This window comes from Segatella bryantii (assembly GCF_022024215.1).
In the GTDB taxonomy this organism is placed as follows: domain Bacteria; phylum Bacteroidota; class Bacteroidia; order Bacteroidales; family Bacteroidaceae; genus Prevotella; species Prevotella bryantii.
On sequence record NZ_CP091798.1, the window covers coordinates 570,710 to 597,505 of the forward strand.

Consider the following 26,796-nt stretch of genomic DNA (forward strand, 5'->3'; position numbering starts at 1 on the left):
ATGAAACTAGCTTATTGCATTGAGGGCTTTTATAATCGAGGAGGAATGGAACGTATTCTCTCGGTTTGTGCAAATATGCTTTGTGATACCTATGATATAACAATTATTATAGCTAATCAAAAGCAGAAACCTCTTGTGTTCAAACTCCATGATACTATTCAGATAGTAGAACTAGGGGTACCTGATACAGATAGAAAAAAGAACTATAAAAAATTACTAAGTGCTTATCTAGTTGATCATCATCAGGATATCGTCATATCTTTGGCTGGTCTTGACATGTATTTTCTTCCTCAAATACAAGATGGAAGTAGAAAGATAATGTGGTTTCATTTTGCTTTTGATGTGTCTAAAATGATTTGGAGTGAGCATTATTCCGGAATAAAATTTTGGATTATTTATTATCTTCAAACGTGGAAGCGAATTTATTATGCACGCAAATTCGATAAAATTGTTGTTTTGTCTAAATCTGATGAAATAATATGGAAGAAGTATTGCAGACAAACCATTTCTATCAATAACCCAATAACGATTGATTCATGTCTCATTTCTTCATGTGAGATAAAACGTGCTATTGCTGTAGGTAGGTTAACTTGGGAAAAAGGTTTCGATTATCTCATTGATGCCTGGAAATTAGTCAATCAAAAGTATAAAGACTGGGTATTGGATATATATGGCGAAGGTGATGAGCGTGAAGTGTTGCAACATAGAATAGATAGTCTTGGTTTGCGGGATGTCATACACCTATGCGGAAATTCTTCTCATATAGAAAAGGAATATGCATCTCATTCTGTATTTATAATGAGTTCCCGTTCCGAAGGCTTTCCTTTAGCACTAATAGAAGCTTCTGCGTGTGGATTGCCATTAGTGTCATTTGCTTGTAATCAGGGAGTTTCCGAGATTATCCAGAACGGTTATAATGGTTTTTTAGTATCCCAGGTAGGAGATATCCGTGGTTTATCCGACTTCATCTGTGAACTTATTGAAGACGAAAAGTTAAGAAAGCGAATAGCTGCCCATTCTTTGGAATCTTCAAATCGATATCGATTAGATAAGATAAAAGCAAAATGGATAAAATTGTTTCATCAAATTTGTCCTGATTAATCTTCATTTTTGTAATCATGTTACTTTCAATATTGATTGCCGTTTATCAGGCAGAAGAGTGGTTGCCAAGATGTCTTGATTCTATTTTCGGACAAGATATATCGGATGTTGAAGTTATTGTTGTTGATGACGGATCAAAGGATCGTTCTTTAGAAATAGCTTTAAAGTATAAAGAAAAATATCCCGAATTGCGGGTTTTCAGTAAAAATAACGAAGGAGTTGCTGCGACGCGTAATGTCTTGCTGCAATATGCTAAAGGTGAATATCTTTGGTTTGTTGATGCCGATGACTATATATGTCCAGATAGTCTTATTTTGATTAAGGAGTATCTAAGAAAGCATAAGATAATAGATTTTCTTACATTGCGTTTTAGTAGAGACAAACTTATTCTTCCATATTCAGACCATTTGTTTCAAGGAAATGGTGTAAACTATTTACTTCAAAGAGAGCCTAATGGCTATCTATGGGCTAAAATTATAAAGCGACAAGTTATCGAAGACCATAATATTCGATTTAATAGTAAATTGTTTTCTCAAGAAGATTGGCTTTTTCTACTTGAAATTTATCCTCATGTAAACGAGCTGCATGAAACTAATATCTTGGCTTATCAGTATTGTACAGACAATGAACATAGCGTGATGCGTGAAAATACGAAAGAGAACAATCTCCAACATGTTAAAAGTTCGATATTGGTGCTTACGTTATTTAAAAACTTTATAGCGCAATATCGCGAGCAAAAGATATTTAAGCCTTTTTCCCGTATTCTTAATACTTCTGCAGCCGGTTTGTTATACTGTATACTACCGTTACAGTGGAACAAGGAAGATGTGAATCAAGTGATATCCCAACTTCAAAGTGCAGGAATCTATCCCATTGGTGATACAGGGAAATGGAAGTATAATCTATTTTTGAAAATAGCAAATCATAAGTTTTTGTTCAACCTGCTGGTCTTGTTGAAAAAGTTATAGATTTAATCAACTATGTTACTAGAAGTATTAGTATATTTACTTGACATTTTAATTCGAGAGCCTAAACTCATAATTAAGTATTATCGCGAAAAGAGTAAAGAAGGGCGAGAAGAAAATGGTCGGATGATATTTATGGCAGATGGCAGATTTCCTCATGGCGGAATGTTTGATCGATTAAAAGGTGCAATTTCTATTTATGCCGCGTCCAAAGTTTTACATAAGCCTTTCAAAATATGCTTCTGTTCTCCTTTTCGTTTGGATAAGTATCTAGAGCCAAATCTTTATGATTGGCGAATAGAGCCAACAGATATATGCTATCATTATCCTGATTCTCGCCCGCTGTTTTTATATGGTGAATATGCTAACCCTAGACGATTACTCAAGAGACGTAATTGTGATGCCCATTTTTATTATGGATACAACTCATTAGATTATATCAATAAGAAGTGTCATTTGAATTTTGATTGGGGCCAGCTATATCATGAACTCTTTAAGCCTACACCATATTTGCAAAAGTATTTGGATGCTTATAAAGAAGATATAGGACAGCAATATATTGTTATCCATTTTCGTTTTTTAAATTTATTGGGAGACCAAGTAGAATATGCTATTAACCCAACATTAGAAGAAACACAGCAACGAAAATTAAAAGAACAAGCTTTGATTCAATTTAGGCATGTGCGGGAACAACATTCAGATTGTCGCGTGATGTTAGCTACGGACAGCAATCATTTTACCCAGTTTGTTAAGCATCATTTGCCCGATACATATGTAATACCCGGAGATATTAAGCATATTGGTACAACAAGTCAAACAAAAGAAAGTGATAATCTGAAAATGTTTCTAGATTATTATTTAATAGCAGGAGCTCGAAAGGTTTATAACATAGTAGGACCAGGCATGTGGCCGAGTGCTTTCCCAGAATATGCTGCTAAAATAGGCAAGTGTCCTTTTGAGCGCATATATTTCACAGTATCTTAATTTTTTGCCATAATTTTTGGAGTTAATAAATGATTATTTATTTTATAATCTTTTTTGCGTCAGTATTCTTATACTTATTTAATGATGTGAATCGTAAGAATGGAGTAACTTCTGTTCAAATGCCAATTCTGATCATTTTTATGCTTTTTTTGGCATGTTTTGTTGGATTTGGTGATATGTTAGGAGGATATGATCGTTATATATATGCTGAACTTTTTGATGATGTTGCTAATACGTTGTCAAGAGATATGAATATTCACATGGCCTATATTTTCCAGCAATGGCCGAAAGAAACAGCTTATATATGGATTAATATAGCCATTGCACATATTACAGAAAATCGGTATATCTTTATTATGATATATACGATGATTTTATATGTCTTTATTTTTGATTCTATTCGAAAATATTGTTCAGACTATCCCTTTGCGATTATGCTCTTTTTGAGTCTTTGGTTCTTTTTTACTTTTACCTATTTGCGTCAAGTAATGGGAGCTGCGATAGGATGGATGTGTGTTCGCTTTATTATTAATCGTCAACCGATTCCCTTTTTGATTTGTTGGTATATCGCTTTTCGGTGCCATAACTCAGCAGTAGTCTTGCTTCCGATGTACTTTGTTCCCATTAGGAAATATTCAGTGAATCAAATAGTTATAGTTATGGTGTTGTGCTTCCTTTTTGGTATATCAGGATTAGGAACTGCTATTTTTAATGCGTACGGAGAGGCCGATCCGGAACGAAAAAATAATCCAGCTACAGAAACAGGATTCCGTTTGCCATATTTGTTAGAAGCTGTCTTCTTTTTATATATCATATTGTCTCGATACATCGAAATTCCTAATGAGAAAAAGTATATAGTATTATTAAATATGGCATTGGTCTTTTGTGCGATCTTGCTCTTCTTTATTAAATCAGAAAATGGAGGTCGTATGAGTTGGTATTTCATGATCGGTGTGATATCCACGGTTACCTTTGTATGTACTCATACACCTAATAATAGACAATATGCTTATGTATTGATAGTTGTTGGATTCTTTTTGTTTCAGCGTATTGTCTTTGCATGGGGAGTATTGCTTTATCCGTATAAAACGTTTTTTTCTAATGGTTTTCGTGAGGGTGATAAAATTCACGAGGAATATGAATATGATCGGAAATATGATGATGAAAAGATGTACAGGGCACCTATTCATTTTCAATAATATAACTAATTTATGTTGATAACGGTCTTAACTCCTACTTATAATCGTGCTTCTTTATTGAATGGTGCATACCAATCTCTCAGTAAACAAACTTATATTGATTTTGAGTGGCTGATTATAGATGATGGTAGCCAAGATGATACAGAAGTTGTTGCTGGAGAAATGCAGAAGTATTCTTCTTTTCCAATTCGGTATTATAAAAAAAAGAATGGAGGGAAGCATACGGCCTTGAATGTTGGTGTAAAAAATGCGAAAGGTGAACTTATAGTCATGCTCGATTCGGATGATGAGTTAATGAGTGATGCTTTGCAAAAAATAGCAGAGGTCTATGATACCGTTAAGGATGATTCCTCTTTTGGTGGTGTATGCGGTGTTATGGCCCATCGTAATGGAAAATTAATATCCTCGTTGCCTAATGATGGATATTTGGATTGTAATGAAGTAGACGCTCGTTATAAGTATCACATTACTGGTGATTTGTGCGAGGTATTTCGAACAAGTGTATTCCGAGAATTTCCTTTTCCAGAAATTCCTGGTGAAAAGTTCTGCCCTGAAGCACTAGTTTGGCATAGGATTGCGAGAAAATATAAGCTGAGATTTTTTAATGAAGTAATCTATATACGAGATTATCTTGAAGGAGGATTAACTTCTAAAATAGTAAAAATACGCAGAGAAAGTCCTAAAGCCTCTCGAATTTATTATCGTGAATTGTTACAGCTTGATATACCTTGGAAGTATAAAATGCGTGGCTTATTGAATTTAATAAGATATACGATTAATGTGATATGACGAAAAGCATCAAAGTTTTGCAGGTAATAACCTCACTTCGTGTAGGAGGAGCAGAGCAGATAGTCATACAACTCTCTAGAGGCTTAATCGAAAGAGGTTTTGATGTTGAAATTGCTGTACTTGATGGAGAAAATTCTCCATTATTACAAAGTGCTCCTTGTAAAGTTCATATATTGGGTTTTTCCTCATATAGCCTAATGCATATTTTTCACTTGCATCAGCTCATGAGGCATTTTGATATTGTACATACGCATAATTCTTCACCCCAACTCTTTGCTTGTTTAGCCAATCTGTTTAGTCGACAGAAATTAGTGACAACAGAACATAATACTACCAATCGTAAGCGTAATTACACAGCGCTTCGCATCATAGATAGGTGGATGTATCATAGATACGACACTATAGTTTGTATTAGCGTTATAGCAGAGCATTTATTACGACAATATTTGGGAAGTACCTGGGAAAATAAGTCTTCTTTTCTGTATGAAAAAATAGTTACTATACCGAATGGTGTAGATGTAAAATCTATTCATGAAGCACAGCCGGATTTGGAGATGGTCCGATTAAAACAGAATCGAAAAGCATTATTGATGGTTGCCGGTTTTAGAGACCAGAAAGATCAGGACACTTTAGTAAAGGCTTTGGCTCGATTAAAACGAGGTGATTATGAAGTTTGGTTTGCAGGTGTTGGAGTAAGAAAACGAATTGTAGAAGCGTTAGCTACAAGTTTGAAAGTATCGCAGTATGTTAGATTTTTAGGTTTACGTACAGATATACCTCAGTTGCTTCAAGCTGCTGATATTATTGTAATGTCTTCACATTGGGAAGGCTTGTCTTTGAGTAATATAGAAGGTATGAGTGCCAGTAAGCCATTTGTAGCTTCTGATGTAAATGGACTTCGTGAAGTTACCGAACATTGGGGAATATTGTTTCAAGAGGGTAATGATGAACAGCTTGCACAGGCAATAGAACGTTTAGCAAATGCCCCTGATTACTATAAGCAGATAGCTAAACGGTGTTATGAGCGTGCACGGCAGTTTGATATGCATCAAATGATAGTTCAATATCAAAAAGTTTATCAGAAACTTGTCGAATTATAGAGTATCTTCAAGTAATTTTACGTATATTTGCAATACGTTTGAATTTGAAGTCGTCATCTATTATGAAGAAAAAGTTAATTCGCCTCACGACAGTAGATTTATCTTTAGATAAGTTAATTCCTGGACAGTTAAAATATATGTCCTCAGTTTTTGATGTTATAGGAGTGGCATCGGATACAGGATTGTTGGACAAGGTGAGAAAAAGGGAAGGTGTTAGAATGGTTAACATCCCCATGGAACGTGAAGTTTCGCTTTTAAAGGATTTGCGTTCACTTATTGCACTTTTCTTCTTCTTCAGAAAAGAGAGACCGGATATATTGCATTGTAATACCCCAAAGGGGTCTCTGTTGGCTTTATTAGCAGGATTGTTTGCTGGTGTTCCTAATCGTATTTATCTGGTAACTGGACTTCGTTATCAGGGCACAACTGGTTTTTTCAGATTTATTTTGAAAACCATGGAGCGAGTCTCTTGCTTTTGTGCAACTCAGGTAATACCAGAAGGACATGGAGTTTTACATACGTTGCATGCAGATCATATCACGAATAAGCGATTACGTGTGCTTCATTACGGAAATATTAATGGTATAGATACTTCTTATTTTTCTAGAAAGTGTTTAGAAGAAAACTTCAGAAGTGCATTAGGATTTACAGACGATGATTTCGTGTTTATCTTTGTTGGTAGAATAGTCAGAGATAAAGGTATGAATGAGTTGGCTGAGGCCATGAAAAAATTGATAAGCGAAAAACGAAGCAAACAGGTTAAACTGTTATTAGTCGGTTCTTTTGAGAAAGGTAATCCTCTATATGGCGATAATGAAGATTTTTTGCGGAACTCTGAGCATGTGAAATTTGTGGGATGGCAGGAAGATGTGAGACCCTATCTCGCTGCTGCTGATGCTTTGGTGTTCCCAAGCTATCGTGAAGGATTTCCCAATGTTCCTATACAGGCGGGTGCTCTTGATATTCCTTGTATTGTTACAAATATTAATGGATGTAATGAGATAATTAAGGATAATTTGAATGGTAAAATTATCAGAGCACCTTATGCTCAACAGGGAAAAATGGACAGTTTAATGGAAAATGCTTTGTACGAAACGATGAAGTGGTTCATAGAACATCCCGAAGAGGTTAAGCGTATGGGGCGAAATGCACGTGGAATGATTACTTCGCGATATGAACAGAAAGATGTTTGGAAAGAGATATTGAATTTGTATTTAGAATTGGTAGGTCTTAATAATAACTAGTAGAATTGCTTTATAAGTTAGCTCATATATTACGTGATAAGTTGCCTTGGTTATGGTTTATAATCGGGTTATTCAATTCTCTTCTTTTCTTACTTCGTTATGGAAAGAAGTTGAAGAATATGGTAGTCCTCCTAAATGATGAAGATGAGTTCCAAATGGAGCAAATGACCTCTGATAATTGCATAGAAATGAGTCAATGGTTTGACTCCCAACCTACGGAATCCTTCGATTATTTCAAGCCTCATGGGTTTGAGGTTAAAGATTTAAAAGTATTAGCTAGCGATCATTCTTTTCTCGCTTTTATAGTTAGAAAGTATGATACACAGGAAATCGTTGGTTATCTTATGATGCGAAGTTTCTGGTGGGGAAAATGTTTTAGAGGATATATGGTAGACTATCGATGGAGAGGTAAAGGAATAAGTAAAAAAATGAATGCTAAAGCTACAGAAATAGCTCAATATCTAGGATTGAGAACTTTTGGTACTATTTCTCCTAATAATTTGGCATCGCTGAAATCTGCTCAAGCGGTTAATGATGTAATCATATTAGATACCCTTCCTAGTGGAGATTATTATGTACAATATTTGCCCAAAAATGGTCATAAAGTGGTTTTTTGATAAAATAATGTCACTTATAGGGCTAGTTTTATTATGTCCTGTGTTGTTGATTGTTGCTATTTTGATTAAGATCAAAATGCCAGGACCTGTATTGTTCAAGCAGAAGCGTGTAGGGCAGTATGGAAAATTGTTCACGGTTTATAAATTCCGTTCTATGACAATCAAGAAAGAGGCGGCTACTGCAAGTAAGGGTGGTGCAACGCCGATAGCTTCTGAAGAGCAAAGTAGAATAACACCTTTAGGGTTGAAGCTTCGTAGATATAAGATAGATGAACTTCCAGAATTATGGAATGTTCTAATCGGTGACATGAGTTTTGTCGGTCCTCGTCCTGATGTGCCAGGATATGCAGATGCACTACAGGGTGAGGAAAGAGATATATTAAAATTAAAACCAGGGATAACTGGACCTGCAAGTTTGAAATATCGTAATGAGGAAGAATTGCTGAGTCAAGTAGATGATCCTCATCGATATAACGATGAAGTCATTTATCCAGATAAAGTTAAGTTGAATTTATATTATTTACGCCATTATTCTTTTTGGACTGATATGCAGATAATAATCTGTACAGTATTGGGCAAGAGGATGATATACAATGGCGAAAATATCTGATAGGTACATGAAACAACAGAAAATACATGTGAACGATATCATTATGGCAGATGAGGCTACAGGTATCAATCTATCTATTGTCATACCTGTATATAATGAGGAATTGAATCTGCGAGAGTGTGTCGCAACTATTGAAAATCAGGGAATGCCTGATGATAGCTATGAGGTGATTTTAGTTGACGATGGCTCACAAGACGGTTCGCCTAAAATATGTGATGAGATTGCGGCTAAGAATTCAAATTATATTTCAGTACATCCGCAACATGCAGGAAAAGCCGAAGCTATCAATTATGGTTTAGCTCTTGCTACAGGTAAATGGGTAATGGTGGTATATGCTTGTGATAGGCTTATTAGCAACGGACTCCATTATGCGCTTCATGTTGCAAGTCAACATCAATATATAGATATTATTCGTTATGATTGCAATAAGGACTTCCTTGGAACGGGGCGACATTATGTGAATCATTTTGGATTGCCTAGAACATCACGTGGATTTATTTTTAGAGTAGAATTCTTGAATAAACACCATGTTTTCATGCATGACTACATCTATTTTGAAGATTCTTTGTTTGTTAGTCATGCTATCATGGCCAATAGTCAAATTATATGTGTTAATCGCGATTCTTATTGGGTAGGTGAAGATCCATTTGATTATCGAAAGAATAAAAAGGTCGAAGTGGCACGTAAACTAGTACGCGACGGATTAAAAGCAAATTCGCATATGTTTAGTTACATGTTGCGGTATAATATTAAAAATAATCCTGTAGCTTATAATCTTTGTATCGATCATATAAATAGGGACAAGGTTATGGTGGTAAATCAAATGCTAGTAGCTAATTATTCGCATAGTGAATTTAAGCGTTTGAGACATCAGTGTAAGAAACAAGATTTTTATCCAGTTTTTAGGTGGGAAAGAACTCAGCGATGTCGTCGGAAAATCAATAATATGAATAGAATTATTAATTCTTGGTTTATTTATAAACTTGCTCGTTTGTTTAATTATAGCATAGAGGAATATTAACGAAGAAGTAAATAGCAGAAAGGACATCTATATGGAAAGTAAAAAAGTCTTATTATGTCTGGCTCACATGTCTGGCAATGAAATGAAATATATTCAAGAAGCGTTTGATACCAATTGGGTAGTTCCTTTGGGACCAAACGTAGATGGTTTCGAAGACGATTTGGAAAAGTTCATCGGTGGAAAGCATTCTGTTGTAGCTTTGTCATCTGGAACATCTGCTATACATTTGGCTTTAGTGGCTTTAGGAGTAGGGCATGGTGATGAAGTAATCTGTCAATCGTTTACATTTGATGCATCTGCCAATCCTGTCGTATATCAAGGTGCAACGCCTATCTTTATCGATTCTGAAGAAAAAACTTGGAATATGGATCCCAATCTTCTAGAAGATGCTATAAAAGATAGAATAAAAAAAACGGGTAAGAAGCCAAAGGCTATTATCCCTGTTTATTTATATGGTATGCCTGCTTATATCGATGAGATTATGGATATCGCCAATCGTTATGAAATTCCTGTTATTGAGGATGCAGCAGAAGCTTTTGGCTCAACTTACAAGGGACAAGTATGCGGTACATTTGGCACTTTCGGTATTATGAGTTTTAATGGTAATAAGATGATTACAACCTCCGGAGGTGGTGCTTTGATTTGTCCTGATCAGAAAACAGCAGATCGTGTATTATATTTTGCTACACAAGCTCGTCAACCTAAGCCATATTATCTTCATACCGAAATCGGCTATAATTATCGTATGAGTAATATCTGTGCGGGTATAGGTCGAGGTCAGATGACGATAGTTGATGAGCATTTAGCGCATCATCGTCATTTGAAAGATGTCTATGTCGAAGGCTTTAAAAGTCTTGATGAAGCAGTCATTAAAGTTTCTCCCGAGAGTTATATGGATTCTAATTATTGGCTAAATACCATTTTTTTTAAAAATGTTGTAGATGACTGTCCTGGTGAACCTTCTTCTGAGGTGATGAAAATTCAAAATCATTTAGCTTCTGTTAATATCGAAACACGTCCTCTTTGGAAGCCAATGCATACACAGCCAATTTATAAAGATGCACCATTTTATGGAAATGGTGTTAGTTCACGTATTTTCCCTAAAGGGTTATGTCTACCATCTGGACCTTATGTGACAGATGAAGATGCTAAACGTGTTATTGAAGAAATTAAAAATTGTCTATGAAATTATTCGATAAAATAGCTTCTTGGTATTTAAGCAAAAATGCACTTCCATATTGGTGTATACTGATTATGGATTTGTCAATTTGCTATATATCCGGTCTATTTGTTTTTTGGATGTACAATAGTGGTGCCGTTACTTTAGGTAATATAGTCTTATTATCTAAAACTATTGGCATCTATATGTGCTTTAATTTGATAGGTTTTAAATTATTCCATACTTATTCCGGCATTATTCGATACACATCTTTTGCAGAACTTAGACTTTTAGTGGATGCTATGTTAGTATCACTAACCATTGCTGAGGTCATGCATTATTTTGTTTATAGTTGGAATTTAGATTTTATTCGTCTACAAGGTCGTCAAATAGCGGCTATGTATGTGGTTGCTATGATGGGAATGGTTTTGGCCCGTGTCTTGATTAAAAATCTCTATGATGTGTCTTTCAGAGATGCTAACGCTACTCGTACCATGATTTATGGTATTCAAGGTGGTGGTGTTGGTGTTGCAAAATCGATACGGTCAGAAAAACCAATGAAATATCTCTTGAAGGGATTCATCTCACAAGACCCTAACAATGAGGCAGAAATGCTGATGGGGGAGCCTGTTTTTCATCCAGGTGATGGATTAATTAAATATCTAAAGGATGAAAATATTCAAACCGTATTAGTTTCGCCTTTGCAAAATCATAAGTTTCGTGATGATCAAAAAGTACAGGATATTCTAATCAATGCGGGGGTTACAATTTATATGGCTCCTAAGGATGGAGATATTTGGACAAAAGGTTCAGTAAATGTATCAGACTTGAAAGAGGTTAGCATTGAAGATTTGTTACCGAGAGCTCAGATACATGTGGATTTAAAAAGCATAGGGCTGATGTTGCAAGATAAAAAAATTCTGGTAACAGGTAGTGCTGGCAGTATAGGTAGTGAGATAGTTAGACAAATCGCTAAATTCAAGCCTGCGGAACTGATGCTGATAGATCAGGCGGAAACACCTCAGCACGATATTCGTCTAATGATGAATTATCGTTTTCCTCATGTTAAGGCTAAAACGGTAGTAACTTCTATATGTAATCAAGAACGTATGGAGTCTATTTTTGCCTCTTTCAGACCAGATTATGTTTTTCATGCTGCTGCGTATAAGCATGTTCCAATGATGGAAGATAATCCATGTATTTGTGTACAAAATAATGTGGGTGGTACAAAAATAATAGCTGATTTAAGTGTAAAATATGGAGTAAAAAAGTTTGTGATGATTTCTACAGATAAGGCCGTTAATCCAACAAATGTGATGGGATGTAGTAAGCGTATTTGTGAAATTTATACGCAATCTTACAATAAAGTTTCTTCTACTGAATTTGTAACTACTCGATTTGGCAATGTGTTAGGTTCTAATGGATCTGTTATTCCGTTGTTTAAAAAACAAATTCAACAAGGGGGGCCAGTTACGGTTACAGATCCTAATATTATCAGATTTTTTATGCTTATATAAGAAGCTTGTCAACTTGTACTTGAAGCAGGTACGCGTGGTAAGGGTGGGCAAATTCTAGTTTTTGATATGGGTGAGCCTGTTAAAATTGTAGATTTGGCTCGTAGGATGATTAGTTTGTCAGGAGCAGAAAATATACCTATTATTTTTACAGGACTTCGTCCAGGTGAAAAACTATACGAGGAAACATTGTCTTCTAAAGAAAATACATTACCTTCGTTTAATGATAAGATTAAGATCGCAAAGGTACGTGAATATGAGTATAAGGATGTATCCAAAGAGATAGATGATCTTATTAAAATATCTCATACGTTTGATGATATGGCATGTGTTAAGAAAATGAAGAGTATAGTACCTGAATTTTCTTCAATAAACTCTTTTTATTCTATTCTTGAGAAGAAGGCATGAGTCAGCGTGAGCTTTTTTTGAGGCTTATTCAAGTTTCTTTATGGAATCAGCATTCCCATTTTGGTCCTCTAGATAATGTACGATATCGAGCATTAATGCAGATGGCTGATCAACAGGCAGTGAGAGGTTTGGTGTCAAATTCGATTTTAGATGAAACGAATGCTGTTATACTAGAAAGAGATAATGCTTTAGAGACTTTGCGATTTGATCATGAGAATAAACAGTTGAATTCGAAAATTGATGCAGGACTTTCAGCTTTAGTTGACTTATTAGATTTTCATCAGATTCGTTTTGTAGTAGTCAAAGGTCAAACCATAGAATGTTTATATCCAATACGACATCTTCGAATAGGGGGAGATATTGACTTTTATGTGATGCCGGAAGATTTTGAAAGAGCCAAGACATTATTACAGCAAGAATGGAATGTAAAATATGAAGAAGGTGATGCTAATAAGCATCTTGAATTTATCCATAATCATGTCATTTTTGAAATGCATTATCTGCTTTTACATTTTGCTTCTAATAGGGTACAAAAAGAATTTGATACTATTGTTAAATGTACAAAGATAGTGCGCAGAAAAATGAATGGAATTTCTGTTCCGGTTTTAGCTCCAGAATTTGAAATTCTCTATACATTTCTTCATCTTTATCATCATTTTTTAGAAGTTGGCATTGGAATTCGTCATTTGTGTGACATGGCAGTGTTATGTCATTACCATTTTAGTAATGGATTAGACAAACATCTTCTTAAAAGCCATTTGGATAAGCTTGGTTTTACAAAAGCTTTCTCTGCTTTTGGTGCGGTATGTATTCAGACTTTGAGATTACAAGAAAATGAATTTCCAATTCCTGTTGATGCAAATGATTATCGGTTTGTAGAGCCCATTATGGCTGAAATTTTTTTGCGTGGAAATATGGGCGTTTATTTCAGAAAACATGCTGTGCGGTCTGGATTTGCCTATTTCTGCGAATCCTTATCTTCTAAGATTCACTTATATCGATTGTTTTATTCTTTAGCGCCCAAGGAAACAAGAGCTTTGATTTGGCGTGAAATACCCACGAAGATATTAAGAGCCTTGAAGTTGTAAAAATTTCAAGGCTCTTTTTATTTTATCCAATTTGCCACCAATGTTTTTTCTTTGGTCTATATTCTTCTTGGATGTATCCTAAAGTATTTTGTATTATTTTTCGGTATGAAATACCATCATGGATTATACTATAAATCTGTCCCCAATCCGGTAAGCCTCCTATATTTCTATCATCTATAAATATGTCCGCCTTAATCTTTCGAGAATAAAAGCGATTGGATGAATCATCTTTTTCCTCAGGATAGTCTTTATTGACAGCATAAAACTCTATCCCTCTTTGTCTGCACCATTCCACGGCTTCTTCCAACGACTTTCCTTCTCTAACGGTCCAAAGGATAAGTTTGTGCTGCTCTTGAATAAGCATTTTTAATGTTTCAATAGCGAATGGGCGTTCTTCACCGATTTTGGGGTACTTATTTTCGACGATTGTTCCGTCAAAATCTACAGCTATAGTCATATACTATTTGTTATTTTTTAAAAGAGTCATCATCTAGATTACCATATTGACTGTTGGTATAATCTCCGTAATTGCCATAGTTACCAAAATTTCCATACCTTCCGTAGTTGCTATATTGGCCATAATTACCGTAGCCATAATAATAACTATTTGTTTTCTTTGACATGTCGATACCATTGATGACAATGCTTACATTAGGCAGTTTCCCCGTTCTTGCCAGAGAATTTATCATGTTGAAACTTGATTTTGGTGTATATTCTGCACGGCACATATATACTGTTGTATTGCAGACACGGCTAATTTGTAACGTATCTGTAACCAAACCAACTGGAGCTGTGTCAATAATAATATAGTCGTAATGCTCTTTTAGAGTATTGATAATGGCATCTAAAGATTCTCTCGCCAATAACTCAGTAGGGTTAGGTGGAGTAGGTCCTGCCATCAGTAAGTCTAAATTATTGTTGATCTGTGACGATAGAATCTGCTTTTCTATGGCATCCCATTCTGCTTCGTCTCTGACTAATATGTTAGTAATACCATGTTCGTGATCATCAATCTCGAATAATTCAGCTAATCGAGGTTTACGAATATCCAAACCGAGCATGATAACTTTCTTTTCTAGTAAAGCAAAGCTGATAGCAAGGTTTGCTGCAGTAAAAGTTTTGCCTTCGCCAGATGTGGTTGATGTAAACATGATGACTTTATCTTCTTTCTTCATCATGAACTGAAGGTTGGTACGCATGCTTCGGAAAATTTCTTCCATTAAGTTGTTTTGATTTTCATGTACAACTATATCTGCACGTGTCTTAGCACTTTCACTAGCGATAGGTACATCTGCCAGAATTGGAAGTTTCGTCAGTTTAGCTACATCCTGATGACCTTCAATCTTGAAATGGAAGAACTGAATTAGGAATAAAATTACAGCAGGAACACCGATAGAAATAAGAATAGCCATCATTATTATGTTATTGGTGTTTGGACTAATCTTGCCAATAAACTGTGGCATATCAATTAATTTACCCTTGTCCGCAGTTGCTGCAAGTGAGATAGAATTCTCCTCACGTTTCTGGAGTAGCATGATATACAAGCTTGATTTTACTTCTTGCTGCCTACCGATCTGTGTTAAAGCCTTTTCTTGAGTAGGGGTCTCGCTTACTTTTGTCTGATATTTATTAAACTGGCTACTTATATCATTTTTTTGAATGGTGAGACTATTAAGTGATTGATTCAAAGCTCGTTTTATAGAATAAATAAATTCATTTAATTGAGCTGTCAATGGAGTTACTGTAGGAGAACTTTCACTTGCACTTCTTAATAATCGATTACGGTTGAGTACGATTTCATTGTACCGGTTAATAAGCGAAATGGCAGTTGCGTCCTGCAATCCTACATTTGTAGGGAGAGCTTGATATTTATTTTTAGGTGAGTTGAGCCAATTTATCATTGATTTTAAAAGAGAAATTTGAGTCTCAGATTCTGCTAATTTCTGCTCGAATGCACCTGCATTACTCAGAGCTTGATTTGCATTCATGTTCAACTCTACCATTTTGTTGCTCTTTTTGAATTTTTCTAAAGAACCTTCTGTTTGCCCTAATTCATTATTAATGATTTCCAAACGGCTATTGATAAACTGTTCGGTGCGTAAGGCTATTTCATTTTTGTCCTCATTAGCCTGTCGATTATAACAGATAACCAACTGGTTAAGATAATCAAGGCTGCGTTGAACATTAATATCGCTTATAGTTAAACGGGCAATAGATGTAGTCTTGGAGTTCTGAGATGCCTTTAAAGATCCAACGTAACCATATGCAGCCATTTTAGGTGATGTTATAGATACATTATAGACTTCACCAAGTTTCATTGGCTCCATGCTTAATGGATTTTTTGTCATATAAATGTTACCTGCACGAGTTGGAATGGTTGTAGGTAAAGCCCTTATAGTTTTATCAATACTATAGGATGGTGAAGACTCATTTTCAGCCAACGGCACTCTATAATTTACATTTACTCTGTATCCTTTCATAATTCGTTCTACACGAATACTGATAGGGACATTTAATTTCTTTACTTTGTCAATGTCCATATCTACATTAAAAGGTTGAGTCTTATATATGAGTTTTGACTTAACTTTGCCTTTTCTATAATAGTTAGTGTATAGTTTTAGGTCAGTAACAACTTCCATAGCAAGTGTATGAGAGGTAATAATTTCTATCTCATTATCAAAGCCATTCGTTGTTGAAATGGTTCCCAGATTAGTTGAGTTCTGTAATGAGCTTCCTCCTCGGTTACCCTCATCTTTAATCAATAATTTGGCTGTAGATTGATAAACAGGAGTAAGAAAACGTAAATAGATGAGTGCACTTCCTACACAAATTACAAAGGAAATCAAGAACCATCGCCAGTTTAGAATGAGCATAGCATAGATTTGTGAAAAGTCAAATGTTGACTTTTCCACCTCTTCTTTCAGTGCTTCTAACTGTGCTTTGCTTGAATTATCTGCCATTATTATTCTTCTTCGTTATTTTGATTCGGTTTCAACCAATTTCAATAGATACTTTCCGTATTCATTCTTTAGCATTGGTTTTGCTGCATCTAGGAGTTGGCTAGTATTAATCCAGCCTTTTTTAAATGCGATTTCTTCCAGACAGGCAATTTTGAGCCCTTGTCTTTTCTCTATTACTTCGATAAATGTACTAGCTTCACTAAGACTGTCATGAGTACCAGTATCTAGCCAAGCAAAACCACGTTGCAAAGTTTGTACTTTTAGTTTTTTTGCTGTAAGGTATGCCTGGTTAACACTCGTGATTTCTAATTCTCCTCTAGCACTTGGTTTGATATCTTTAGCTATTTTTATAACGGAATTAGGATAAAAGTACAGACCGACAACAGCATAATTACTCTTAGGATTTTGGGGCTTTTCTTCAATGCTCAGGCAGTTGCCTTCTTTGTCGAATTCTGCGACGCCATATCTTTCTGGGTCATTGACGTAATAGCCAAAAACAGTAGCTTTACCATCGTTGCATGCTTTTACACTTTCTTGTAATAGGCTAGAAAAGCCTGCACCGTAAAAAATGTTGTCACCTAATACTAAACAAACATTATCATTACCAATAAATTTTTCTCCAATAATAAATGCTTGTGCTAAACCATCAGGAGAAGGCTGTATAGCATATTCAAAATGAACGCCGATTTCATGACCATCTCCTAATAATCTTTCAAAACCAGAGATGTCATGTGGAGTAGAAATAATTAATATTTCGCGTATACCAGCCAACATTAAAACTGATATTGGGTAGTAAATCATTGGTTTGTCAAATATGGGAATCAGTTGCTTAGAGATTCCTTTAGTGATAGGATAGAGACGTGTGCCTGATCCGCCTGCTAATACAATTCCTTTCATATATATATCGTCGTTCAAATTACAGGAATATTTTTCTTTTTATATAATGATTACAAAGATAATATTTTTTCGTGATATAGAAACGTCTTTTTAGAAAATGTTTACCTATATTTTGTTTTTCTCATATAAAAACAGTAACTTTGCGTTCGAAAAAGTGTAAAATAATATAAAATAAAAGACAGATATGAGTATTTTTTCTAAGATATTTGGAAAGAAAGATAACCAACAAAAAGTTGGTGGTATGGAAGATTTTATGACTCTTGTCAGAGTCTATTTTCAAGCATCTCTTGCTGCAAATCTTAATATAACTAATCTAGCAGCATTGCCTGATTTGAGAACCTTCAAAACGACTCTTCGTGTTCCGACTCAAAATAACAAATTGGGTCTTGGTGAGAAGAATCGTTGTAAAAAAATGATGCAAGAAATTTATGGTACTAGCGATGGCTTTTTTAAGGAAGTTGATGGAAGTATTCGTAAAAATTGTAAGCATATACAGGATGTAAACGTATATTTGATTCAGTTCCAGAATTTTACTCAGGACATGATGATGTTGATGGGAAATCTGATGAAATTTAAGCTTCGTTTACCTTCTCTCTTTAAAAAGGCTCTTTATTCGATGACCGAACAACAGGTAAACGATATCTTTACAAAAAATAACTGGACCGATATAAGTGTGGTTAAGGCCGTAGGTGCTGTAAGAAAATATAATCAGCGTTTAGGTTTTAGCCAAAAGTGGATTTCAGAATTCGTATTTCAGTTGATTATGTTGGCAAAAAAAGAGCCAAAGCCATCTGAAGAAGATCTGGAAAAGGCTCAGAAGGCTATGAAATAATCGAAAAAGTTTGGTCTTTTCAATAAAAAAAATTATATTTGTAGCCAAATTGTAATCGTTATGAAGGCTGATGAAAAAACTATAAATACGTTTTCTACTCGTGTCAGACAGATGATTCTCCAATATAAAGACATTAAAAAGGAGAATTTGGAGTTATATGCGATGGTAGATGAACGTGATTCCAAAATATTAGAATTGGAAGAAAGGTTGCGTCAGAGTGAAGCGAATTACAATAGTCTCAAAATGGCAAAGATGCTCACTATTACTGATGGTGATATGGAGGGCGCTCAGAAAAGAATTGCCAAGATGATAAGAGACGTTAATAAATGTATTACGCTGCTGAGTGATAAATAATCGGAGCGATGGCTGAAGAAAGTAAAGAAAAATTAAAGATAAGATTGCATGTATATGATACAGAAATCGCCGTGAATGTCGTTCGCGACGATGAAGAGTATTATCGTAAGGCTGCAAAACTTATTACTGATACTGTGAATACATACGCAGATATTTTCAAAGGTCGTAAAAGTGATAAGGAATTGTTGTATATGGCTCTTATTGATATTGCATTGCGATATGAAAAAGAGGCAGGACGCAATGATACTTCGATATACCAGGATATTCTTGGTAAGCTCACTTCTGAAATAGAGGAGGCCTTGAATTAGTCTTTTTTCTATCCATAAATCGATTTTTACAGTGGCTATAATACTACATGAGATATTAAAAAACAGATTATATAAATTAGTAATATTATGGCATTAATTATAGGAGTCATTGTCGGACTCATTGTTGGTGGGGCATGTGGCTACGCAATTTTTCGTTATGTTATCACAGGTAAGTATAACGAAATGGTAGCTGCTGCAAATAAGGAGGCTGAAGTTGTTAAAGAGAAGAAGTTGCTCGAAGTAAAAGAGAAATTCTTGAATAAAAAGGCTGAATTAGAAAAAGCTGTTCAACAGCGTAATTCTCGAATCCAACAGACAGAAAACAAACTTAAACAACGTGAAATTTCTTTGAACCAGCGTCAGGAAACTCTTGGACATCGTAAGATGGAGCTTGATCAGAGTATGCAGCGTCTTGAAAATGAGAAAAAGTTGCTTTCTGTCAAGCAGCAAGAACTGGATAAAATGCAGGAGCAAGAGAGAGCAAAGTTGGAAGAACTTTCAGGTCTTAGTGCTGATGAGGCAAAGAAACGTTTGGTAGATAGTCTTAGAGATCAGGCTAAATTGGATGCAGCAAGTTATGTCAATGAAGTGATGGACGAGGCTAAATTAAATGCAAACGCACAGGCTAAAAAAATCGTTATTCAGACAATTCAACGTGTAGCAACAGAAACTGCGATAGAGAATTCTGTTAGTGTTTTCCATATTGATAATGATGAAGTAAAGGGTCGTATTATTGGTCGTGAAGGTCGTAATATTCGTGCTCTCGAGGCTGCAACAGGTGTAGAAATTGTTGTTGATGATACACCTGAAGCTATTGTTATTTCTGCGTTTGATCCAATTCGTCGTGAAGTTTGTCGTTTGGCTCTTCATCAGTTGGTCGCTGATGGACGTATTCATCCAGCTCGTATTGAAGAGGTGGTTGCTAAAGTTAGAAAGCAGTTAGAGAATGAAATAATCGAAACTGGTAAGCGTACTGCAATAGATTTGGGTATTCATGGCTTGCATCCGGAGTTGATTCGTATTGTAGGTAAAATGAAATATCGTAGTTCTTACGGTCAGAATTTGTTGCAGCATGCTAGAGAAACTGCTAACCTTTGTGCTGTAATGGCATCTGAACTTGGACTCAACCCTAAAAAAGCTAAGCGTGCAGGTCTGCTTCATGATATCGGTAAGGTACCTGATGAGGAAAGTGAATTGCCTCATGCTTTGTATGGTGCTAAGATTGCAGAGAAATTTGGTGAAAAGGCAGATATCTGTAATGCGATTGCAGCTCATCATGACGAGGTTGAAATGAAGACATTATTGGCACCGATAGTTCAGGTTTGTGATGCTATTTCTGGTGCTCGTCCTGGTGCTCGTCGTGAAATTGTAGAAGCTTATATTAAGCGTTTGAATGATCTGGAGGCTATCGCTATGAGTTATCCTGGGGTAACGAAGACTTATGCTATTCAGGCAGGTCGTGAACTTCGTGTTATCGTAGGTGCTGATAAGATGGATGACGCAGAGAGCGAAAAGCTTTCTGGTGAAATAGCAACAAAGATTCAGAATGAAATGACATATCCTGGTCAGGTAAAAATTACCGTTATTCGTGAAACACGCAGTGTTGCTTATGCAAAATAAGTTGCTATAACATATATAAAATGAAAAGGAGCCGTTTGCTAATTGAAAAACGGCTCCTTTTTATTTTATATGTTTTTTAATGCTAAGCATTCAGATTCAATTAACCAACCAGGTCTGCAAACGGGTGCATGTACGATGATAAGTGGTGTGTCAGGTAGTTTTTCGATTAGCATCTCTTTGACAACAGTGTAATCAGCGATATCCCTTAAATAGACGGTCATTTCAGCAATATCATTGAAATTACATTGAGCTTCATGTAATAGTGCGTTTATGTTTTCAAGCATTCTATTCACTTGTCCTTTAATGTCACCAATGTGCAGTATGTTTCCTTGATGGTCTATGCTAGCAGTTCCTGAGATAAAAACTTTTCTTCGTTGACAATAATCTATATACGTACCTCTTTCAAACCGTACACCATATTCGCTCGTACGGTTAAGATAATCGAGTGCATAAAGGTGATGTTTTTGATTTGGGTTCAGCCCTCGAATGCTTAATGCGTTTAATTTACAATATATATCAGAACAAGTATCTCTTCCTCCGATTCCTGTAGAAGCGATATAATGAGTATTTTCAGTTAATCCTTCTTCATCGAAAACTTCGTTTCTTGCTTTCACTACTCCTGCATATTGATTATCAATATCATTTACATAAAGCCAGGTACGTATACAATCGTTTGCTAATGTGCATTTATGTTTTCTCAAAGTCTTAGCATATTCCTTAAATATTTTTTTAGTTTGTATGTAGGAATTTGCTCCCTCTGCAGTATTTTGAGTAGTCCAGATTTCATCATATCCATGATGTGATATCATGTAGGTATTTTTAGAGATTTGTTCCTTTTGAATATTAGTCATCATGTATGTCCACATGCAAATTTTGCATCCTTTTAATGGAGCTTGTTGAACGATAGAAACGGGAAAATCTTCTTGACCTGTAATTGATTTCAATTCATCTATTTGATTGGATATATCACTGAGGTAATATCTTTTGAAACAGATTTCAGCTTGATGTAAGTTTGGTAATTCCTTACTATACCCTTGTGTCGTCAATTTTTTATAACTTTCTAGTAGCTGTGTAACTTGTTGATTAAATGTGAGCTTGGTATTTGTAACCGTAAACATACACATATATTCATCGAAGTCATTCTCACTTGTAAATGCAAAAATTTTGATGTCAACATCACCATTTACAAACTGTATTTTCTTATTCATTTTTTTATTGAATTATTACCTTATGCTTATTCATATTTGTTGGTTATTGCAAAATTAGTAAAAATGAATTTGACCTGCAAATCAATATTTTTCTGTTAATTTTTAGTCATCCTTATTAATGATGGTTACATCTTTTTGTATTACTCATAAAAGGGGATGTAAACGTATCACAAACGGCTAAGATAGTATTATTTATTAATTTTTTTCCTTATCTGTACCTAGAAATGATGATTTTTTATATGTAAATATTTCATAATTTTTGAGTATTGTAAGATTTATTAAGCAAAGGTACCTTTGCATTCGATAATGTGAATCATCAACTTCATACTTTTTTGAGAAAAGGTATTATTGCTAGTAATCATGAATAAATATCAATTAAAACTTTTTTCGAGTATTCTGTGTGTCGGTTTTTCTTTACATGCAAATGCTCAGGTAAATGCAGCAGATTCTGTAATGAATCATGTTAGTGGAAACAAGCTCAGCATTGGTGGATATGGTGAGGTAACTTATTCTCGTAACTACTATAGTGATAATGGTAATCGTTACAATCAGCCAGAGAAGTATAAAAATGATCCAAGTCATGGTCGTTTTGATATTCCGCATGCAGTTATATATTTGAGTTATGACTTTGGTAAAGGTTGGAAGTTTGGTAGCGAAATTGAATTTGAGCATGGTGGATCTGGCAGTTCTATTGAATATGAAGCAGATGAAGCTATAGAATATGAAAACGAAACAGAGAGAGGTGGAGAAGTAGAATTGGAACAGTTCTGGTTACAGAAGACTTTTTCGCGTGCTTTTAATCTTCGTATGGGACACATAGTTGTGCCTTTTGGATTAACGAATGCTCATCATGAACCTTTAAGTTTCTTTACTGTTTACAGGCCTGAAGGTGAAAGTACAATATTACCTTGTACTTGGCATCAGACAGGTGTATCTCTTTGGGGTAAAGTCGGAAAATTTCGTTATGAAACACAGTTGCTAGCCGGTTTAGATGCATATCATTTTAGTCGTAGTAATTGGATTCAAGGTGGTGCGAAATCTCCATTCGAGTTTGATGTTGCTAATAAATATGCAGTATCTGTTAGACTTGACAATTATTCAGTACCAGGTCTTCGCTTAGGAATTAGTGGTTATTATGGTCAGTCTATGCATAATTCTGTGCCTCATGATATGGAATATGGTGAGGCGAAAAAAATCAAAGGGAATGTGTGGTTAGGTGCTTTTGATTTTACCTATAATAAATATAATTGGATAGCACGAGGCAACATAGACTATGGTTATGTCAGCGATGCAGATAAGATAACGAGTTATGTATATCCTAATACATCGAATGTAAAGCCGTATGAATCGGGTAATGGCAAATATTTTGGTAGTCATGCAGTAGCTTCAATGATAGAAGTTGGTTATGATATATTTTCTCAGATAGCCAAACTTCGTGCAGATAAGCAAAAACTTTATATTTTTGGTCATTACGAGTATTATGATTCATATGTTCATGCTACCAGCAAACAGTGGACTAATCGTAACATTATAGCTGCAGGTGTTAATTATTATCCTCTGCCACAAATTTGTATTAAAGGAGAGTATCATTATCGCAATTTAAAATCAGGGTATAATGATGAACCTAGTATCAATATTGGTGTAACTTATGAGGGCTTTTTCCTTTAAATAGTAACTGTTTAATCACTTCAATAATAGTATAACAATGAAAAAAACTTTTAAGAATGTCTTGGCTTTTGCCATGGCAAGTGTGTTGGCTTTGGGGGTCACTTCATGTAGTAGCGATGACGATACCAATGGGAATGGTAGTAGCAATACAAGCACTGTAATGAGCTCTATTGTAGCTAATTATGTTGATAATATTGTTCGACCAACTTATAGTGATCTTGCAGAGAATACGCAGACATTGTATGATGCTTGTCAGAATCTTTATACCAAGCGTAAGGCCGGAACATTAACACAAAGTGATATTGATGCCGCTTGTGAAGCTTTTAAGAACGCCCGTAAATATTGGGAGCAGAGTGAATCATTCCTCTATGGTGCAGCGACTGATAATGATATCGATCCACATATCGATTCATGGCCACTTGACCACTCACAGCTAGTTGAAGCTTTGAATAATGCTTCAATAATTGCGGGTATTAATGGTTCTCAGCCAGATAAGTATGTATATGAACAGAATAAAGATTTTGGTTCTGTGTTAGGCTTCCATGGTTTGGAATTTATCCTCTTTCGTAATGGTGCCAACCGTACTTTGGCAGCTTTGACAGCTGATTATGAAACAGAGACAGGTTTGACAACAGTAAAAACGCTTGATGAGTGTGCTTTTGCTGCTGCAATTTCTGGTGACCTTCGTAATATGACTTCTTTACTGGCATATGGTTGGATAGGTTCTAGTGCTAGTTCATCTATTCTTAATGTTATCAATACAGCAAGTTGGGTAGTAGAAGGAACTCGCTTTGCAGGTTTAACCAGTAAGGGTGTAAGCTATGGCGAGGCTGTTATTGGTGCTACTACCTCAGTTGGCTTGTTTACTACCTGGCAGGAAACACTTTCTAATATCTATGTTGGTGGTTGTTCAAAAATTTGTCAGGAAGTTTACACTCAGAAGTTAGGTCAGGCTTATCGCGTTGCAACGGGTCAGGGAGAAGCAGAGGACGCTGCTGATTATATCGAATCTCCTTATAGCAAGCGTTCTTTCCAGGATTATCAGGATAATATCTACAGTATCAAGCATTCTCTATATGGTAATCGTGATGACAATTCATCTACTCCTGAATCTAATTCTCTTATGGCTTTCATGAAGAACAAGAATTATTCAGGTTACGAGACTTTGAATACAGCTCTTAATGAGGCTATTGCTTCTTTGGAAACAGCAAAGAATAGTGGAAAGGCCTTTATCGATGCTCCTGGTGATGCTCAAGTTAAAACTTGTATCGACAAGATTCAGGCTTTGGATGAAGCATTGAATAGTGCAGGAGCATGGGTGCAGAAGCAGGCTACTGAATAAGAAGATTTAAATTCTTATTAATTATACAATATATGCAAAAACATTATTTTATTCCATCTCTGGCCAGTGTCTTGTTAGCGGCTAATTTTGTATCTTGTAGTGATGATGATACAACAATAGCTACTAACGAACAGCCAGAGGCTAGTTATGTAGGACAGGCCGTAGGCAACTTTACTGCTGACGAGTGGTATCCAGGTGGGCAGCTGGGAACAACAGAGAATACGGGATCAAATGCCTATTCAGACCAGACACCAGCGGTTGATGCTGACCAGGATCTTTTTAATGCCTTTTTTTCTGGAGAGCAGATGTTCGAGCGTAATTATTCACAGTCTACTGCTCCTTTCAAAGGTTTAGGTCCTGCTTCTGTTCGTAGTTCATGTTTCGATTGTCATCCAGAGTATGGCCATGGCAAGCGAATGGCCCAGTATACTACGGGTTATGGCAATGGTAATGGCTATCTTTTGGTAGTTTATCATCCTACATCAGAAGGTTCTAATGATGGACCGTATATCTCAGAGGTAACCGGTATGCCTCAGACACAAGCCGTAACACCATTTCTTCCTCCAATCAGTGAAGATGGAATTAATATTACTTGGAATCATGTTACTGCTATGGAAAGTGGAATTCCGATGCAATTCCCTGATGGTGAGACGTATGATCTGATCTATCCTGAAGTGACGATAGCTTCATCGGCTTTCAACACAGATCCCGTTCCTACGAATTATGCAGTTCGTCTGGAGTCGACTATAGGTGTAATTGGTACTGGATTGCTCGATGCCATTCCTAATGATTCCATTAAGGCTCAATATGCCAAAACTGCAAGTTATTATAAGCGAACAGGCAAGGATGTTTCTGAGTATGTGAATGCTTCATTCTGGGATTCTGATGCCGATGATTTTGCAGCTGGTGCATGGTATAGTGTGGCTAATGGTAAGTTAGCTGCTACAGGTAGATATGCGGATAATACGTCTGCTGCAGATGCTAAATTGGTGAAGCGCTTTACATATGCATTGACTCGTGGTTCATTGCAAGATGGTCCTGGTGCTAATGCTATATGGAACATCACTAATGTAAGTCGTTCTGATCGTCCTTATCTGTATACTACTGATGCTTGGGCTAGTGCTATGAGTAAGAATAAGGAGGTTATTGCAAAAATTAAAGCAGACCCAACATCTCCTTATTATGCAGATGGTACAGAGGAAGGCATTGCAGATGCAGTTCTTCATCTGTTAAGTCCGTCGACTAATCAGTTTGATAATCAATGGCACAATTTTACAGCAGATCAGACTGATGAGCAGTTTTATAACTTTATGGTTTGGCATCGTGGACTTGCGATACCTCGTGCTCGAAATTTGAATGATGCTGAGGTACAGCGTGGTAAGGAAGTCTTTAACGAAATCGGTTGTGCTAATTGTCATCGTCCTACTTGGAAAACAGGTGATGATAACTATTGGAAACCAGGTTTGATAGGTGAACGCAATCTTCCTCGATATCCTCATCAGACCATTCATCCATATAGTGATATGATTCAACATAAACTATATATGAAGAATGATATTCATGGCAGTTGGTGTCGTACCACACCTTTATGGGGTAGAGGTTTGTCACTCATTAATACGGGTGCAGAAGACCGTTTGCACGACTGTCGTGCGCGTAATGAGATAGAAGCGATTATGTGGCATGGTTACAGTAAAAATAGTCATGCATATAATTCTGCTTTAAAATTCTATAATTTACCAAAAGCTGATAGAGATGCTGTGGTTAAATTTTTAAGATCCATCTAGTTTTTTATCCCTGGTTTTCGTAAT

23 protein-coding genes and 1 pseudogene are annotated in these 26,796 nt (G+C 35.8%); 20 read left to right on the forward strand and 4 right to left on the reverse strand.

All coding sequences use genetic code 11. The features are described from left to right. The 13 genes and pseudogenes from L6471_RS06350 (at position 1) to L6471_RS06410 (ending at position 13,799) form a co-directional block, all read left to right on the forward strand. On the forward strand, positions 1 to 1,101 hold the full coding sequence (locus tag L6471_RS06350; protein ID WP_074548535.1) for a glycosyltransferase family 4 protein: 1,101 nt from the start codon (positions 1 to 3) through the stop codon (positions 1,099 to 1,101). A gap of 17 nt (positions 1,102 to 1,118) precedes the next feature. Further along, positions 1,119 to 2,069, forward strand: coding sequence for a glycosyltransferase family 2 protein (locus L6471_RS06355; RefSeq protein ID WP_006283484.1), 951 nt, complete (start codon positions 1,119 to 1,121; stop codon positions 2,067 to 2,069). Positions 2,070 to 2,081: 12 nt separating this feature from the next. Beyond that, positions 2,082 to 3,050: an O-fucosyltransferase family protein gene (locus L6471_RS06360; RefSeq protein ID WP_006283485.1), complete on the forward strand. Its 969-nt coding sequence runs from the start codon at positions 2,082 to 2,084 to the stop codon at positions 3,048 to 3,050. A gap of 29 nt (positions 3,051 to 3,079) precedes the next feature. Next, positions 3,080 to 4,249 (forward strand): EpsG family protein, encoded by a 1,170-nt coding sequence (locus tag L6471_RS06365; protein ID WP_006283486.1) that lies wholly within the window; start codon positions 3,080 to 3,082, stop codon positions 4,247 to 4,249. Between the two features lie 12 nt (positions 4,250 to 4,261). Beyond that, positions 4,262 to 5,038, forward strand: a complete 777-nt coding sequence (locus tag L6471_RS06370) for a glycosyltransferase family 2 protein (RefSeq protein ID WP_027454129.1) — start codon at positions 4,262 to 4,264, stop codon at positions 5,036 to 5,038. Beyond that, positions 5,035 to 6,138, forward strand: a complete 1,104-nt coding sequence (locus tag L6471_RS06375) for a glycosyltransferase family 4 protein (RefSeq protein ID WP_173651786.1) — start codon at positions 5,035 to 5,037, stop codon at positions 6,136 to 6,138. The genes L6471_RS06370 and L6471_RS06375 overlap by 4 nt, the downstream gene beginning before the upstream one ends. 62 nt (positions 6,139 to 6,200) lie before the next feature. After that, a complete protein-coding gene (locus L6471_RS06380; RefSeq protein ID WP_237797578.1) occupies positions 6,201 to 7,382 on the forward strand; it encodes a glycosyltransferase family 4 protein in 1,182 nt (393 codons plus the stop codon). Between the two features lie 119 nt (positions 7,383 to 7,501). Continuing rightward, on the forward strand, positions 7,502 to 7,999 hold the full coding sequence (locus L6471_RS06385) for a GNAT family N-acetyltransferase (RefSeq protein WP_306427359.1): 498 nt from the start codon (positions 7,502 to 7,504) through the stop codon (positions 7,997 to 7,999). Continuing rightward, complete coding sequence (locus L6471_RS06390; protein WP_237797579.1) at positions 7,977 to 8,609, forward strand: sugar transferase; 633 nt, start codon at positions 7,977 to 7,979, stop codon at positions 8,607 to 8,609. The genes L6471_RS06385 and L6471_RS06390 overlap by 23 nt, the downstream gene beginning before the upstream one ends. A 7-nt stretch (positions 8,610 to 8,616) precedes the next feature. Next, entirely contained in the window at positions 8,617 to 9,630 is a 1,014-nt protein-coding gene (locus tag L6471_RS06395) for a glycosyltransferase family 2 protein (RefSeq protein WP_179226435.1), read from the forward strand. Positions 9,631 to 9,661: 31 nt separating this feature from the next. Next, positions 9,662 to 10,816: a DegT/DnrJ/EryC1/StrS family aminotransferase gene (locus L6471_RS06400; protein ID WP_237797580.1), complete on the forward strand. Its 1,155-nt coding sequence runs from the start codon at positions 9,662 to 9,664 to the stop codon at positions 10,814 to 10,816. Next, positions 10,813 to 12,711 (forward strand): annotated as a pseudogene (locus tag L6471_RS06405) (polysaccharide biosynthesis protein). Before L6471_RS06400 ends, L6471_RS06405 begins: the two are co-directional and overlap by 4 nt. Continuing rightward, positions 12,708 to 13,799, forward strand: a complete 1,092-nt coding sequence (locus L6471_RS06410) for a nucleotidyltransferase family protein (RefSeq protein ID WP_237797581.1) — start codon at positions 12,708 to 12,710, stop codon at positions 13,797 to 13,799. The pseudogene L6471_RS06405 and the gene L6471_RS06410 overlap by 4 nt, the downstream one beginning before the upstream one ends. A 22-nt stretch (positions 13,800 to 13,821) precedes the next feature. Here L6471_RS06410 and L6471_RS06415 read toward each other — a convergent pair whose 3' ends face one another. The 3 genes from L6471_RS06415 to rfbA are packed head-to-tail and all read right to left on the reverse strand — an operon-like array spanning position 13,822 to position 17,656. Continuing rightward, positions 13,822 to 14,256 carry a BT0820 family HAD-type phosphatase gene (locus L6471_RS06415; protein WP_006283496.1) on the reverse strand — a complete coding sequence of 145 codons (435 nt, stop codon included), beginning with the start codon at positions 14,254 to 14,256 and terminating at the stop codon, positions 13,822 to 13,824. Between the two features lie 10 nt (positions 14,257 to 14,266). Beyond that, on the reverse strand, positions 14,267 to 16,759 hold the full coding sequence (locus tag L6471_RS06420) for a GumC family protein (RefSeq protein ID WP_074548526.1): 2,493 nt from the start codon (positions 16,757 to 16,759) through the stop codon (positions 14,267 to 14,269). A gap of 15 nt (positions 16,760 to 16,774) precedes the next feature. Further along, complete coding sequence (gene rfbA / locus L6471_RS06425; protein ID WP_094448054.1) at positions 16,775 to 17,656, reverse strand: glucose-1-phosphate thymidylyltransferase RfbA; 882 nt, start codon at positions 17,654 to 17,656, stop codon at positions 16,775 to 16,777. 184 nt (positions 17,657 to 17,840) lie between these two features. Between rfbA and L6471_RS06430 the strand changes: the two genes are divergently transcribed. The 4 genes from L6471_RS06430 (at position 17,841) to rny (ending at position 20,770) form a co-directional block, all read left to right on the forward strand. Next, the gene (locus L6471_RS06430; protein WP_006283499.1) at positions 17,841 to 18,488 is read left to right on the forward strand and encodes a hypothetical protein; all 648 of its coding nucleotides are present in this window, start codon (positions 17,841 to 17,843) and stop codon (positions 18,486 to 18,488) included. A 60-nt stretch (positions 18,489 to 18,548) separates the two neighbouring features. Continuing rightward, entirely contained in the window at positions 18,549 to 18,842 is a 294-nt protein-coding gene (locus L6471_RS06435; RefSeq protein WP_006283500.1) for a hypothetical protein, read from the forward strand. An 8-nt stretch (positions 18,843 to 18,850) separates the two neighbouring features. Continuing rightward, a complete protein-coding gene (locus L6471_RS06440) occupies positions 18,851 to 19,150 on the forward strand; it encodes a cell division protein ZapA (RefSeq protein ID WP_006283501.1) in 300 nt (99 codons plus the stop codon). Positions 19,151 to 19,237: 87 nt separating this feature from the next. Continuing rightward, the gene (gene rny, locus L6471_RS06445; RefSeq protein ID WP_094448030.1) at positions 19,238 to 20,770 is read left to right on the forward strand and encodes a ribonuclease Y; all 1,533 of its coding nucleotides are present in this window, start codon (positions 19,238 to 19,240) and stop codon (positions 20,768 to 20,770) included. Between the two features lie 65 nt (positions 20,771 to 20,835). Here rny and L6471_RS06450 read toward each other — a convergent pair whose 3' ends face one another. Then, on the reverse strand, positions 20,836 to 21,978 hold the full coding sequence (locus L6471_RS06450) for a Rid family hydrolase (RefSeq protein ID WP_237797582.1): 1,143 nt from the start codon (positions 21,976 to 21,978) through the stop codon (positions 20,836 to 20,838). A 360-nt stretch (positions 21,979 to 22,338) separates the two neighbouring features. Between L6471_RS06450 and L6471_RS06455 the strand changes: the two genes are divergently transcribed. From L6471_RS06455 to L6471_RS06465, 3 genes are read left to right on the forward strand one after another with little or no spacing between them, the layout of a single operon-like run. Continuing rightward, complete coding sequence (locus L6471_RS06455; RefSeq protein WP_074548522.1) at positions 22,339 to 23,646, forward strand: hypothetical protein; 1,308 nt, start codon at positions 22,339 to 22,341, stop codon at positions 23,644 to 23,646. Positions 23,647 to 23,683: 37 nt separating this feature from the next. Then, positions 23,684 to 24,988, forward strand: coding sequence for an imelysin family protein (locus L6471_RS06460; RefSeq protein WP_006283506.1), 1,305 nt, complete (start codon positions 23,684 to 23,686; stop codon positions 24,986 to 24,988). 32 nt (positions 24,989 to 25,020) lie between these two features. Beyond that, complete coding sequence (locus L6471_RS06465; RefSeq protein WP_237797583.1) at positions 25,021 to 26,772, forward strand: di-heme oxidoredictase family protein; 1,752 nt, start codon at positions 25,021 to 25,023, stop codon at positions 26,770 to 26,772. The last annotated feature ends 24 nt before the right edge of the window (positions 26,773 to 26,796 follow it).

Coding starts and splice junctions, on each gene's coding strand:
- L6471_RS06350 (WP_074548535.1), top strand. CDS start 1: ATGAAACTAGCTTATTGCATTGAGGGCTTTTATAATCGAGGAGGAATG.
- L6471_RS06355 (WP_006283484.1), top strand. CDS start 1,119: ATGTTACTTTCAATATTGATTGCCGTTTATCAGGCAGAAGAGTGGTTG.
- L6471_RS06360 (WP_006283485.1), top strand. CDS start 2,082: ATGTTACTAGAAGTATTAGTATATTTACTTGACATTTTAATTCGAGAG.
- L6471_RS06365 (WP_006283486.1), top strand. CDS start 3,080: ATGATTATTTATTTTATAATCTTTTTTGCGTCAGTATTCTTATACTTA.
- L6471_RS06370 (WP_027454129.1), top strand. CDS start 4,262: ATGTTGATAACGGTCTTAACTCCTACTTATAATCGTGCTTCTTTATTG.
- L6471_RS06375 (WP_173651786.1), top strand. CDS start 5,035: ATGACGAAAAGCATCAAAGTTTTGCAGGTAATAACCTCACTTCGTGTA.
- L6471_RS06380 (WP_237797578.1), top strand. CDS start 6,201: ATGAAGAAAAAGTTAATTCGCCTCACGACAGTAGATTTATCTTTAGAT.
- L6471_RS06385 (WP_306427359.1), top strand. CDS start 7,502: ATGGTAGTCCTCCTAAATGATGAAGATGAGTTCCAAATGGAGCAAATG.
- L6471_RS06390 (WP_237797579.1), top strand. CDS start 7,977: ATGGTCATAAAGTGGTTTTTTGATAAAATAATGTCACTTATAGGGCTA.
- L6471_RS06395 (WP_179226435.1), top strand. CDS start 8,617: ATGAAACAACAGAAAATACATGTGAACGATATCATTATGGCAGATGAG.
- L6471_RS06400 (WP_237797580.1), top strand. CDS start 9,662: ATGGAAAGTAAAAAAGTCTTATTATGTCTGGCTCACATGTCTGGCAAT.
- L6471_RS06410 (WP_237797581.1), top strand. CDS start 12,708: ATGAGTCAGCGTGAGCTTTTTTTGAGGCTTATTCAAGTTTCTTTATGG.
- L6471_RS06415 (WP_006283496.1), bottom strand. CDS start 14,256: ATGACTATAGCTGTAGATTTTGACGGAACAATCGTCGAAAATAAGTAC.
- L6471_RS06420 (WP_074548526.1), bottom strand. CDS start 16,759: ATGGCAGATAATTCAAGCAAAGCACAGTTAGAAGCACTGAAAGAAGAG.
- rfbA (WP_094448054.1), bottom strand. CDS start 17,656: ATGAAAGGAATTGTATTAGCAGGCGGATCAGGCACACGTCTCTATCCT.
- L6471_RS06430 (WP_006283499.1), top strand. CDS start 17,841: ATGAGTATTTTTTCTAAGATATTTGGAAAGAAAGATAACCAACAAAAA.
- L6471_RS06435 (WP_006283500.1), top strand. CDS start 18,549: ATGAAGGCTGATGAAAAAACTATAAATACGTTTTCTACTCGTGTCAGA.
- L6471_RS06440 (WP_006283501.1), top strand. CDS start 18,851: ATGGCTGAAGAAAGTAAAGAAAAATTAAAGATAAGATTGCATGTATAT.
- rny (WP_094448030.1), top strand. CDS start 19,238: ATGGCATTAATTATAGGAGTCATTGTCGGACTCATTGTTGGTGGGGCA.
- L6471_RS06450 (WP_237797582.1), bottom strand. CDS start 21,978: ATGAATAAGAAAATACAGTTTGTAAATGGTGATGTTGACATCAAAATT.
- L6471_RS06455 (WP_074548522.1), top strand. CDS start 22,339: ATGAATAAATATCAATTAAAACTTTTTTCGAGTATTCTGTGTGTCGGT.
- L6471_RS06460 (WP_006283506.1), top strand. CDS start 23,684: ATGAAAAAAACTTTTAAGAATGTCTTGGCTTTTGCCATGGCAAGTGTG.
- L6471_RS06465 (WP_237797583.1), top strand. CDS start 25,021: ATGCAAAAACATTATTTTATTCCATCTCTGGCCAGTGTCTTGTTAGCG.